Genomic DNA, 12458 nt, shown 5'->3' on the forward strand with positions numbered 1-12458 from the left:
CCCGAGGAGACCGTCGCCACCGCACCCGACTCCCCCGGCGCCAGCGCCGCCGGGGCCTCCGCCGGGCTGGAGGAGGTGCTCGACCCGGGCGAGCGGCCCACCCCGCCGACCGGTCCGGACGGCGAGCCGCCGGCCGTCGCGCCGCTGCCCGAGGACCGGTTCCTCAACCGGGAGCTCTCCTGGCTGGACTTCAACGCCCGGGTGCTGGCGCTCGCCGAGGACCCGCGCACCCCGCTGCTGGAGCGGGCCAAGTTCCTGGCCATCTTCGCCAGCAACCTCGACGAGTTCTTCATGGTGCGGGTGGCCGGGTTGAAGCGTCGCCTCTCCGCCGGCCTTCCCGTACGCGGCGGCGACCGGCTGCCGCTGCGCACCCAGCTGGAGCTGATCACCGAGAAGACCGCCGAACTGGTCGGCCGGCACGCCGCCTGCTTCGTCGAGGACGTGCTGCCCAAACTGGCCGCCGAGGACGTCCGCATCCTGCGTTGGGCGGAGCTGGACGACCCCGAGCGGGAGCGACTGCGCACCTACTTCCGTGAGCACATCTTCCCGGTGCTCACCCCGCTCGCCGTCGACCCGGCGCACCCGTTCCCGTACATCTCCGGCCGGTCGCTGAACCTGGCGGTGGCGGTCCGCGACCCGGACGGCGGCTCCGAGCTGTTCGCCCGGGTGAAGGTGCCCAACAACGTGCCACGCTTCGTCCGGGTCGCCCGGGAACAGCCCGGGCTGCGGATGCTGCCGGTCGAGGAACTCATCTCGGTGCACCTGAGCCAGCTCTTCTCCGGCATGCAGGTGGTCGAGTGCCACCTGTTCCGGGTCACCCGCAACGCCGAGGTGGAGGTCGACGAGGACCGCGACGAGGACCTGCTCCAGGCGCTGGAGCGGGAGCTGGCCCGCCGCCGCTTCGGCCCGCCGGTACGCCTGGAGGTCGCCGCCAGCATCTCCGACCACATGCTGGAGCTGCTCGTCCGGGAACTCGACATGGACGGGCACGACGTGCTCCGGGTACCCGGGCTGCTGGACCTCTCGGCGCTCTGGCAGCTCTACGGCGAGGCCGACCGCCCCGACCTGAAGGACCCGCCGTTCGTGCCGGCCACCCACCCCCGGCTCGCCGAGGGCGAGGTGCCGCGCAGCGTCTTCGCCACGCTGCGGGACGGGGACGTGCTGGTGCACCACCCGTACCACTCGTTCGCCACCAGCGTGCAGCGCTTCGTCGAGCAGGCCGCCGCCGACCCGAACGTGCTCGCCATCAAGCAGACCCTGTACCGCACCAGCGGCGACTCCCCCATCGTCGACGCGCTGGTCGACGCGGCCGCCGCCGGCAAGCAGGTGGTGGTGCTGGTGGAGGTCAAGGCGCGCTTCGACGAGGTGGCCAACATCGGCTGGGCGCGCACCCTGGAACGGGCCGGCTGCCACGTCGTCTACGGCCTGGTGGGGCTCAAGACGCACTGCAAGACCGCCCTGGTGGTACGCCAGGAGGGCAACCAGATCCGCCGCTACTGCCACATCGGCACCGGCAACTACCACCCGAAGACCGCCCGGCTCTACGAGGACTTCGGCGTGCTCACCGCCGACCCGGAGATCGGCGCCGACCTGACCGACCTGTTCAACGTGCTCACCGGCTACAGCCGGCAGACCGCGTACCGGCGGCTGCTGGTGGCGCCGCAGGGGATCCGCAGCGGCCTGATCGAGCGGATCGAGCGGGAGATCCACCACGTCCGCCTCGGCATGCCCGGGCTGGTGCAGTTCAAGGTGAACGCGCTGGTCGACGAGGAGATAACCGACGCGCTCTACCGGGCGTCCCGGGCCGGCGTCCACGTCGACCTGCTGATCCGGGGCATGTGCACGCTGCGGCCGGGGGTGCCGGGGCTGTCGGACAACATCCGGGTCCGCTCGATCCTCGGCCGGTTCCTGGAGCACTCGCGGATCTTCCGGTTCGGCAACAACGGCGACGCCGAGTTCTGGATGGGCTCGGCCGACCTGATGCACCGCAACCTGGACCGGCGGGTGGAGGCCCTGGTGCAGGTCAGCGACCCGGTCGCCCGGGCCGAACTCGACCACGTGCTGAGCGCCGCGTTCAGCCCCGAGGTGGACTCGTTCGAGCTGGCCGGCGACGGCACCTGGACCCGCCGCGCCGGCACCCCGGAGGACCCGCTGACGGACGTGCAGGAGCTGCTGCTGCGCCGGGTGGGCGGCACCGCCGGCTGACCGGGACGGCCCGGCGCCGCCCGCCCGCCGTCACGGTTCGGGCGCGCGGCGCTGTGCCGTCGGACGAAGCTGAGCGGCCCGTACGGCGGGTCGCCCGGACGTAGGGTGATCAGATGGCGCAGGAGCAACCGGTCGACATCCGGGCGGCCGGTGGAGTCGCCTGGCAACCGGACGCCGACGGTCGCCCCCGGGTCTGTCTGGTGCACCGGCCCCGCTACGGCGACTGGTCGCTGCCGAAGGGCAAGCTGGAGCCCGGCGAGCACCCGCTGCTGGCCGCCGTCCGCGAGGTGGCCGAGGAGACCGACGTACGGGCCGTGCCGCAGGTCCGGCTCCCCACGGTGCGCTACCGCAGCGAGGGTCGGCCGAAGGTGGTGGACTACTGGTCGATGCGGGCGGTGGGCCAGGGCGGCTTCCAGCCCGGCACCGAGGTCGACGACGTGCGCTGGCTCGCCGTCGACGAGGCGATCCGGCTGGTCAGCTACCCGCACGACGCGGAGGTGCTGGCCGCGTTCGCCGCGCTGCCCCCGGTCACCGGGACGATCGCGCTGGTCCGGCACGCCCGCGCCGGCAAGCGCGCCACCTGGTCCGGTCCGGACGACGGGCGCCCGCTGGACGTGACCGGCCGGGCCCAGGCCGAGCGGCTGGCCCCGCTGGTGGCGCTGGTCCGACCCACCCGGCTGCTGTCCGCCTCGGCGCGCCGCTGCGTGCAGACCCTCGACCCGGCGGCGGCCCTGCTCGACCTGCCGATCGAGGTGGACGGCGACCTGGACGAGCCGCGGCCGGGCCAGCTCGGCGACGAGTGCGCGCTGGCGGTCGCCGGCCGGCTGGCGGAGCTGGCCGCCGCCGGCGAACCGGTCGCGGTGTGCAGCCAGGGCAAGGTGATCCCGGGCGCGCTGGAGCGGTTGGCCGGGCGGACCGGCGACTTCACCACCCCGAAGGGCGGCGGCTGGCTGCTCGCCTTCGCCGCCGACCGGCTGGTCGCCGCCGACCGGCTCTGAGACCGGCGGGGTCCCCTGTCCCGGTCAGGCCGGCGGCAGGGTCAGGGTCACCGCGACCGGCAGGTGGTCGCTGGCGGTGCCGCGCGGCGCGACGACGTCGGCGCCGGTGAGCCCGGGCGAGACGAGGACGTGGTCGATCTGCTCGCGCGGGTCGTCGGCCGGGCTGGTCGGCAACGGCCGGGCCGCCGCCAGCGCGTCCACCAGGCCGGCGCGGGTGAACTCGGCGAAGCCGGGAGCACCGGGTTCGGTGTTCAGGTCGCCGGCCACCACCAGGGGACGGCCGGCGGCGTACCCGAGGGCGAACGAGGCCACCGCGCGGGCCTGGACCACCGGCTCCCGCCCGGGCGGCGGTTGCAGGTGGGTGGCCACCACCGCGAGGCGTACGTCGGCACCGAGGTCGACGGTGACGCCGAGGGCCTGCGCCCCGGTCGGCGCGCCCACCGCCGGCAGCCGGCGGGTGCGCGCCGCCGCCAATGGCCACCGGCTCAGCACCGCGTCGCCCCAGAGCGGGTCGGCCGCCGGTGCGAAGACGGACGGCATGTCCAGCCGCTCGGCCAGCAGGTCGAGGGTGTCGTGGCCGCCGTTGAGCAGCCAACCCCGGTCCACCTCGCTCAGCACCACCAGGTCGGCCCGGCCGACGGCCCGAACCAGGGCGTCCGGATCGAACCGGCCCTCGATGCCGAAGCCCATCCGGATGTTGTACGCCGCCACCCGCACCGTCGCCGGCGGTCCCTCGCGGTTGCCGGCCACCAGCGTCTCGTCGGCGGTCAGCGCGGCGACCAGCGCCAGCGCCGTGGCGTACGCGGCGGTCCGCACCGGGGGCAGCGACGGCCCGGTACGCGCCGGCACGGGCCCGGTACGCGCCGGCACGGGCCCGGTACGCGCCGGCACGGGCGCGGCGGACAGCGCGACGACAGCCGTCAGGACGGCCACCGCCACCGGCACCCATCCGTTGGGGTAGCCGAGGTCGTAGGCGGCGTAGTGGAGCACCGCCGCGACGGCGAAGACCAGCATCCCGCCGACGGCGGCGTACCCGCGGCGGCCCCCCTCCCGGTGGAATCCGCTCGCCTCGTCGTCGCCCGGTCCCCCCGCCCACGACCCGACGCCGGTGTTCTCCGCGGCCGGCGTGACCCCGGCGGGCGCCGTCGGCGGCGTGACGCCGGTCGCGGCCGTCGCCGACGAGACGCCGGCCGACACGGTCGCTGGCTCGATGCTGGTCGTCGGGATCGCCGGCGCCGGCGCCTCGGCGGTGTCGCAGCGGGCCAGGCAGGCACCGAGGCCGACCGCGGTGAGCAGGACGGCCGGCAGCAGCAACTCGCCCCGCCCCAGGGCCACCAGCACGGCCCCGGCGAGCAGGGCCACCGCGCCGATCCACCGGGCGGCCGGCCGGCGCGGCGGCGTCAGCGCGGCGAACAGGAACCCACCCACCGCCACCGCGACCGGCAGCGGCCCGAACAGCGGCGCGACGGCCACTCCCGAGCCCTGCGCGGGCGACGACTCCAGCAGGCCGAACTGGTAGGACATCGCCGTCCGGGCCACCGCCGGGGAGAGCGCCACCATGCCGGCGAGCAGCAGCGCCGGCCCGACCAGCAGCCAGGCGCGCGCACCGCCGGCGCCCACGGGCGGCGTGGGCCGGGCCTGTCCGGCCAGGAAGAGCGCGGCCAGCACGACGCCCAGCACCCAGACCTCCGCGCCGCCCAGCCAGGGCGAGCGGTAGGTGTCGGAGACGGTGTGCAGGACCGCGGCGGCGGCCAGCCCGAGCGCCAGCCCGGGCACCGGCCGGTTCGTCCCGGCGGCCACGGCGGTGAGCCAGCAGAGCCCGGCGACCAGGCCGGCGGTGGCGAGCCAGAGCTGTACCCGCCCGCCGGGGAAGCCGGTGACGGCGAGCCGGGCGCCGGCCAGCACCACCGCGGCGGCGAGGGCCACCGGCCGGACGCCGACCCGGCGCAGCAGCGGCGGCACGGCCAGGGCGAGCACGAACCAGCCGAGCGCGAACGCCCCGAGCAGCTCGGCCGGAGTGGACGCCGCCTGCCCGAAGATGGTGATGACCGACGGCAGGAAGACCCGCAGCACGTCGGTCAGCAGGACCAGGCCGAGGGCGGTGACGACGGTGGTGCGGTGGCGGTAGCGCACGAGGCCTCCTCGCCGACCGGTGGGGGTGCGGCGATTCTGCGCAGCCGGCGGGCCCCGGGTCAACGGGTGGGAAACGCCGTGAGGGGCGCCCACCGTGCGGTGGGCGCCCCTCACGGGCGTACGTGCGCAGGTCAGCGCCGGGCGGCGGTCTTCTTGGCCGGAGCCTTCTTCGCCGGAGCCTTCTTGGCCGCCGTGCTCTTGGCGGCGGTGGTCTTCTTCGCCGCCGTGGCCTTCTTCGCCGGCGCGGCCTTCTTCGCCGGCGCGGCCTTCTTCGCCGCGGCGGTCTTGGTGGCCGCGGCGGTCTTCTTCGCCGGCGCGGCCTTCTTGGTGGGGGCGGCCTTGGCCGCAGCGGTCTTCTTGGCGGCCTTGGCCGCGGTGGTCTTCTTCGCGGCGGCGGCCTTGGCGCCGGGCGCCTTGGCCCCCGTCGCCTTCGCGCCGGCGGCCTTGGCTGCGGCCGCGGTGGTCTTCTTCGCCGGCGCGGCGGCCTTCGGCACCTTGCCGCTGGCCACCATCTCCTTGAAACCGGCGCCGGCGCGGAAGGTCGGAACGGATGTCTTCTTGACCTTCACCGCCTCACCGGTACGCGGGTTGCGCGCTGTTCGGGCGCCCCGGACACGCTTTTCGAATGCTCCGAATCCGGTGATCGCCACCTTCTCGCCCTTGGTTACCGCCCCCTGGACCTCGGCGATGACCGCGTCGAGCGCCGCCGTCGCCGTCTTCCGGTCCCCCAGGCGAGCGGCGAGCGCCTCGATGAGCTCGGCCTTGTTCACGACTTCCTCCCGATTGTGCAACTGACTCGACGCGAGCCATTCTGCGCGCACGGTATGCCCTGTGCTGGCGGGACACAAACATTCGGTGGAAAAAAGCCCTTGTGTCGTAACGGATTCGCCCCCACCGGGCGGACCGGTGGGGGCGAAAACCGATGAGCGGTCGGGCGTACGGCTATGCCACGGCGGGCTTGAACGACGGCCGGGACGCCTCGTACGCGCTGATCTCGGCGGCGTGCCGGAGGGTGAGTCCAATGTCATCCAAGCCTTCCATCAGCCGCCAGCGGCTGTGGTCGTCCAGCGGGAACGACCAGCTCGCCGGGCCGACCCGGACCTCGCGGGTGACCAGGTCGACGGCGACCTCGGTGGTCGGATCGGACTCGACCCGGTCCCAGATCTCCTCGACGGCTTTCAATTCCAGCTCCACCGGTAGGAGGCCTTCCTTGAGGGCGTTGCCCCGGAAGATGTCACCGAATCGCGGTGAGATCACCGTGCGGAAGCCCCAGTCGCGCAGCGCCCAGACGGCGTGCTCGCGCGATGATCCGGTGCCGAACTCCGGACCGGCCACGAGAATCGACGCTCCGGAATGGGCCGGATCGTTGAGCACGAATGCCGGATCTTCCCGCCACGCGCTGAAGAGTCCGTCCGCGAAACCGGTCCGGGTCACCCGCTTGAGGTACACGGCCGGAATGATCTGATCGGTGTCCACGTTGGACCGCCGCAACGGCACGGCGGTGCCGGTGTGGGTGGTGAACTTGTCCATCTCTCGGCTGCCCTTCTACAGGTCGGCGGGGGCGGCGAGCCGGCCGACCACGGCGGTGGCGGCGGCGACCGGCGGGGACACCAGGTGGGTGCGCCCTCCCCGGCCCTGGCGGCCCTCGAAGTTGCGGTTGGAGGTCGAGGCCGAGCGCTCGCCGGGCTTCAGGGTGTCGGGGTTCATCCCGAGGCACATGGAGCAGCCGGCGAAACGCCACTCGGCGCCCGCGTCGGCGAAGACCTTGTCCAGCCCCTCCGCCTCGGCCGCCTCCCGCACGGCCGCGGATCCGGGCACCACGAGCATGCGTACGCCGTCGGCGACCTTGCGCCCGCGCAGCACGTCGGCGGCGGCGCGAAGGTCCTCCAGCCGCCCGTTGGTGCAGGAGCCGACGAAGACCACGTCGACCGAGAGGTCGCGCAGCGGCGTGCCCGGGGTCAGCGCCATGTACTCCAGCGCCCGGCGGGCGGCGGTCCGCTCCGCGTCGGTGCCGAAGTCCTCCGGGGCCGGCACGGCCGAGCCGAGCGGCGCGCCCTGCCCCGGGTTGGTGCCCCAGGTGACGAACGGGGTGATCCGGCTGGCGTCGAGGGTCACCTCGGCGTCGAAGGTCGCACCCTCGTCGGTGGGCAGGGTCCGCCAGTAGGCCACCGCCGCGTCCCAGTCGGCGCCCCGGGGCGCGTGCGGCCGCCCCTTGAGGTACGCGAAGGTGGTCTCGTCCGGCGCGATCAGGCCGGCCTTGGCGCCCCACTCGATGGACATGTTGGCGACGGTCATCCGCCCCTCCATGGACAGCGCGCGGATCGCCTCGCCCCGGTACTCCACGATGTGACCGCGCCCGCCGCCGGTGCCCACCTGGGCGATCAGCGCGAGGACCAGGTCCTTGGCGGTGACGCCGGGGCCGAGCTGGCCGGTCACCGTGACCGCCATGGTGCGCGGGCGGGCCTGCGGCAGCGTCTGGGTGGCCAGGACGTGCTCGACCTCACTGGTGCCGATGCCGAAGGCGAGCGCGCCGAAGGCGCCGTGGGTGGCGGTGTGCGAGTCGCCACAGACGATGGTCATGCCGGGCTGGGTGACACCCAACTGGGGGCCGATCACGTGCACGATGCCCTGGTTCTCGTCGCCGAGCGGGTGCAGCCGCAGCCCGAACTCGGCGCAGTTGCGGCGCAACGTCTCGATCTGCGTACGCGAGGTGGGGTCCGCGATGGTGAGCAGGTCACCGCGGCGGGACCGGAAGCTCGGGTCGTCGTACCCGGTCGGGGTGTTGTGGTCCTCGGTCGCGAGCGTGAGATCGGGACGGCGAACCGGACGACCGGCCAGGCGCAGCCCGTCGAACGCCTGCGGGCTGGTCACCTCGTGCAACAGGTGCAGGTCGATGTAGAGCAGGTCCGGTTCACCCTCGGCGGTCCGTACCACGTGCGCGTCCCAGACCTTCTCGGCCAGGGTCCTCGGTCGAGTGACTCCCACCATCTGGACATCCTAAATTCTGGGAGGTAAGTTTCGGCTTGTGGGACACAGTATGAGCGGTGTCGGCGTCCTCGACAAGGCGGTGGTCATCCTGGCCGCCTGTGTCGACGGCGCCAGCCTGGCCGAACTCGTTGAACGCACCAAGCTGCCCCGGGCCACCGCGCACCGGCTGGCGCAGGCGCTGGAGATCCACCGCATGCTGGTCCGGGACACCCAGGGGCGCTGGCGTCCGGGGCCCCGGCTCGGCGAGCTGGCCAACGCCGCCCCCGACGTGCTGCTGACCGCCGCCGAGCCGTTGCTGGCCGCGCTGCGCGACGCCACCGGGGAGAGCGCCCAGCTCTACCTGCGCCGCGCCGACGAGCGGGTCTGCGTGGCCGCCGCCGAGCGGGCCAGCGGCCTGCGGGACACCGTGCCGGTCGGCTCGGTGCTGCCGATGACGGCCGGTTCCGCGGCGCAGATCCTGCTCGCCTGGGAGCCCCCGGAAGCGGTCATGCCGCTGCTGCCCCGCGCCAAGTTCACCGGCCGCACCCTCGCCGAGGTACGCCGTCGCGGGTGGGCGCAGAGCGTCGCCGAGCGGGAGGCGGGTGTGGCGAGCGTCTCGGCCCCGATCCGCGACCGCACCGGCCGGGTGATCGCCGCGATCAGCATCTCCGGCCCCATCGAGCGCCTGGGCCGGCGACCCGGCGAACGCCACGCCATGGCCGTGGTCAGAGCCGGCCAGCGCCTCTCCGGCCTCTGACCCCGTCCCTCCCCCGACCCCCGCACCGGCCTCGCCACACCCGACCTGGCCCTGCCTCCGCTCAACCCGGCGCTGGCCTGCCCCCTGGCCAGCGCCGCCCGACCCGGACTCGGCCCACCTGGGCTGAAAGTTGACCAAGAGGTTTGCGTCCGCAGCCGCCTCCGGCGTGACGCAAACCTCTTGATCACCGAGGCCGGGGGCGGGGGGCGGGGGGCGACCTCGACCCGGTCTTTCGGCCGGTCGGGGTAGGGGTCGCTCGCTGTGGAGCTGATGTCGTGAACGAATCACGGGTGGGACGGACTGCTGCCGGCCCCGACCGGTGATTCGTCTACGACATCAGCTCTACAGCGTCTGCGGCACGTGGCTCCCGCTCGGCGGGCCGACTCCACGGCAGCAATCGCTCGCTGGGCCGTGACACGCACCGGGGGCCGGCACTCGGTGAGCCGCAGCCTCCGGCACCTGACCCACCGGACCTCCGCCCGCCGACACCCGCCCGCCAGCACCCGCCCGCCAGCACCCGACCGACGCTTCCTGAGGGGCGGCTCCGAGCGGCGGTCCCACCGCAGGCAACGCACCCGGCCGGGCCGCGGCCGGGAAAAGGCGAACGGCCCACCTCGCTGACGCGAGACGGGCCGTTCGGCGATGTAGCCCCGACCGGATTCGAACCGGCGCTACCGCCTTGAGAGGGCGGCGTCCTGGGCCGCTAGACGACGGGGCCAGGCACTTTTTCTGCTTCACCGCCCCGGTGGGCGGTGCGGCTGTAGTCTAGCGGCACCACCAGCGTCCGACGACGAGGGGGTGCGGCGGTCCGGAAGCCCGGCAGGCAAGGAGCCGGGAACACAAAACAGCCCGCCCCACCGAGGTGGAACGGGCTGTCAGCACTGTAGCCCCGACCGGATTCGAACCGGCGCTACCGCCTTGAGAGGGCGGCGTCCTGGGCCGCTAGACGACGGGGCCAGAACTTCACCTGCTTCCCCACCCGGCCGGGTGGGGAAGCTGCACTCTATCAGAGATCATCTGCCGTCCCTCGGGAGGGACGGAGCGGAGCTCCGCCAGAATCCAGCGTCCGGGACTCTCGCGAATCCGCGGTTGCGCTGGGGTACCAGGACTCGAACCTAGACTAACTGAACCAGAATCAGTCGGGCTGCCAATTACCCCATACCCCATTGGCCCCTTGCGGCGCCGGGAATGAACTTTACCCTCCCCGCGCCGGCAGGCCAAATCCAACCCCCCGAAACACCTGTGAGCTGCGAAAACGGGGCGTCGGACGCGTCAGGCGACCGGCACCACCGGATTGGTGAGCTCGCCGATCCCCTCGATCCGCACGGTGACCGTATCCCCCTCCGTGAGCGGGCTAACCCCCGCCGGCGTGCCGGTCAGCACCACGTCGCCGGGCAGCAGCGTCATCACGTGCGAGATGTACGACACCAGGGCCGGTACGTCGAAGACCATGTCCTTCGTCCGGCCGAGCTGGCGTACCTCCATCTCGTCCGGGTTGCGACCCACCTCGCACCGGATCTCCAGGTCGGAGACGTCCAGTCCGGTGGTGATCCAGGGCCCGATGGGGCAGAACGAGTCGAAGCCCTTGGCCCGGGTCCACTGCCCGTCCGAGCGCTGGAGGTCCCGCGCCGTCACGTCGTTGGCGCAGGTGTAGCCGAAGATGGCCTTCGCCGCGGCGGCCCGGTCGGCGCGACGGGCGCCCGGGGCGCCGATCACCACCGCCAGCTCCGCCTCGTGCTCGACCTGCTTGGAGAAGATGGGCAGCCGGATGGCGTCGCGCGGGCCGATCACCGACGTGGACGGCTTCAGGAAGAGCAGCGGCTCCTTCGGCACCTCAGTGCCGTGCTCGGCGGCGTGCTCGGCGTAGTTGCGACCGACACAGACCACCTTGCTGGGCAGGATCGGCGAGAGCAGTCGGACGTCGGAGAGCGCCCAGCGGGCGCCGGAGAAGGTGACCTGACCGAACGGGTGGCCCTCGATCTCGGCGATGGTCAGGCCCTCCGGCCCCACCCCCGGCTCGCCCTCGACGACCCCGAACGACATTCCCTTGGCATGAGCAAAACGAGCGATACGCACCTGGCCAATCTAGCTCCCGCCCACGTGGTGGCACCCCGTCGACGCCGGAGGCCCCGGCGCGTCGGCGCAGGGTAGGGGATCGGCCGGCGATCGGGGCGAGCTTCGGCACTTCGTACCCGGGCGGAGTGTCCGCGCCCCTACCGTCGGCTCCGGAGGTTCGGTTCGTATGCCTGCATCGAGACGACACCACAGGGCCCTCGCCGTGTTCGTGAACGGCCTGGGCATCCTCGCCGCCGTACCGGCGCTGCCGACGGCGACGCCCACGACCAGGGCCGAAGCGGCACCGGCGGTCACCACGCCGGCCAGCCCGCCGGCCACGGCCACGCCCACCGGCCCGGCCGCCACACCCCTGCCCACGGGTCCGGCCACGCCGATGGCCACCCCTCAGCCGGCGGGGCACGCGTCGCCGGCGGCGCCCGGGGCGGCGGCGACCGGAGCGGTGATCCCGGTGCCCCCGGGGATGCCGGCCTCGGGGATGGCCACCACCGCGAATCCCGGTTCGCCCCGACCGGCCCAGCCGGTCACCGTGACGGTGGCACCGGCCGGGACGCCGGTGCCGGGCTACCGGATCCAGCTGCGCAACGACAGCGGCTTCCCGCTCGACACCACGGTGCGCCAGGAGCTGCCGGCCGGCGCGTCGCCGACCGCGGTCAGTGCGGGCGGTCGGGCCATCCGGTCCGCCGGGAACGGCACGGCCGAGGTGACCTGGCGGCTCCGACTGCCCGCCCGCAGCACGACGACGCTGGACACCGCCCTGGCGGCGACCCCGCCGGGCACCTCGGTGACCGCCCCGGCCTGCGCGTTCACCAGCGACGGCAACCGGCCGTACGACTGCGCGACCGCCACCTGGCAGGCCGCGGCGGCGCCGGCGACCCGGGTGGAGGAGGCGGCTCCGGCCTGGCGGCGGCCGCCGATCCTGGCGGCGGCGCTGGCCGCGCTGCTGGTGATCGCCGGCGGCGGCCTGTGGTGGGGGCAGCGGGCCCGGCGGCGGCGCAGCGGCGTCGAGCCGACCGGCGCGGCCCCGACAGTCGTCGGCAATCCCCCGAACGCGGGCGGCGCCGCCGCGCCCGGCGGTGGCACCGTCTACCCGCGCCCGGCCGCCCCGGGCGGGTCGGGGCGACGGCGGACGCCACCGGTCTGGATGATCGTCGGTGTGGCCGCGGCGATCCTGGCCGGGGTGGTCTTCGCCGCCGGGTGGACGGCCACCCAGCGGGTCGCCGCGATCGACACCACCAAGCAGCCGACCAGCGGCGCCTGGATGGGTCGCGGCGCCACCGGCAGCGTCGGCGTGCCGCTGCGCGAGAACGCGTTCGAGTTCACCG

Annotated in this window: 9 protein-coding genes and 3 tRNA genes; 4 read left to right on the plus strand and 8 right to left on the minus strand. The window is 74.1% G+C overall.

From position 1 onward, the window contains the following. The first annotated feature begins 66 nt into the window (after positions 1 to 66). Together KBX37_RS31150 and KBX37_RS31155 are read left to right on the plus strand one after the other, a co-directional pair. Entirely contained in the window at positions 67 to 2205 is a 2139-nt protein-coding gene (locus tag KBX37_RS31150) for an RNA degradosome polyphosphate kinase (RefSeq protein ID WP_247659350.1), read from the plus strand. A 113-nt stretch (positions 2206 to 2318) separates the two neighbouring features. Continuing rightward, positions 2319 to 3203: an NUDIX hydrolase gene (locus KBX37_RS31155; protein WP_210779438.1), complete on the plus strand. Its 885-nt coding sequence runs from the start codon at positions 2319 to 2321 to the stop codon at positions 3201 to 3203. A gap of 24 nt (positions 3204 to 3227) precedes the next feature. Here KBX37_RS31155 and KBX37_RS31160 read toward each other — a convergent pair whose 3' ends face one another. From KBX37_RS31160 to leuC, 4 genes are all read right to left on the minus strand, one after another. After that, positions 3228 to 5336 (minus strand): endonuclease/exonuclease/phosphatase family protein, encoded by a 2109-nt coding sequence (locus tag KBX37_RS31160; protein WP_210779439.1) that lies wholly within the window; start codon positions 5334 to 5336, stop codon positions 3228 to 3230. 131 nt (positions 5337 to 5467) lie between these two features. After that, positions 5468 to 6106 carry an HU family DNA-binding protein gene (locus KBX37_RS31165; RefSeq protein ID WP_210779444.1) on the minus strand — a complete coding sequence of 213 codons (639 nt, stop codon included), beginning with the start codon at positions 6104 to 6106 and terminating at the stop codon, positions 5468 to 5470. 172 nt (positions 6107 to 6278) lie between these two features. Continuing rightward, the gene (gene leuD / locus KBX37_RS31170) at positions 6279 to 6866 is read right to left on the minus strand and encodes a 3-isopropylmalate dehydratase small subunit (protein ID WP_210779440.1); all 588 of its coding nucleotides are present in this window, start codon (positions 6864 to 6866) and stop codon (positions 6279 to 6281) included. 15 nt (positions 6867 to 6881) lie between these two features. Continuing rightward, on the minus strand, positions 6882 to 8324 hold the full coding sequence (gene leuC / locus KBX37_RS31175; RefSeq protein ID WP_210779441.1) for a 3-isopropylmalate dehydratase large subunit: 1443 nt from the start codon (positions 8322 to 8324) through the stop codon (positions 6882 to 6884). 49 nt (positions 8325 to 8373) lie between these two features. On the opposite strand from leuC, the gene KBX37_RS31180 reads away from it, so the two are divergent. Next, complete coding sequence (locus tag KBX37_RS31180; protein ID WP_088963553.1) at positions 8374 to 9060, plus strand: IclR family transcriptional regulator; 687 nt, start codon at positions 8374 to 8376, stop codon at positions 9058 to 9060. A 645-nt stretch (positions 9061 to 9705) separates the two neighbouring features. Here KBX37_RS31180 and KBX37_RS31185 read toward each other — a convergent pair. The 4 genes from KBX37_RS31185 to KBX37_RS31200 form a co-directional block, all read right to left on the minus strand. Continuing rightward, positions 9706 to 9778, minus strand: a tRNA-Glu gene (locus KBX37_RS31185). Positions 9779 to 9944: 166 nt separating this feature from the next. Further along, a tRNA-Glu gene (locus KBX37_RS31190) sits at positions 9945 to 10017 on the minus strand. A gap of 137 nt (positions 10018 to 10154) precedes the next feature. Further along, positions 10155 to 10226, minus strand: a tRNA-Gln gene (locus KBX37_RS31195). A 106-nt stretch (positions 10227 to 10332) separates the two neighbouring features. Next, complete coding sequence (locus KBX37_RS31200) at positions 10333 to 11136, minus strand: fumarylacetoacetate hydrolase family protein (protein WP_210779442.1); 804 nt, start codon at positions 11134 to 11136, stop codon at positions 10333 to 10335. Between the two features lie 202 nt (positions 11137 to 11338). Between KBX37_RS31200 and KBX37_RS31205 the strand changes: the two genes are divergently transcribed. After that, positions 11339 to 12458, plus strand: a 1120-nt coding sequence (locus KBX37_RS31205) for a hypothetical protein (RefSeq protein ID WP_210779443.1), incomplete at its 3' end; no start/stop codon positions are given.

Source organism: Micromonospora sp. U56 (genome assembly GCF_018070095.1).
In the GTDB taxonomy this organism is placed as follows: domain Bacteria; phylum Actinomycetota; class Actinomycetes; order Mycobacteriales; family Micromonosporaceae; genus Micromonospora; species Micromonospora purpureochromogenes.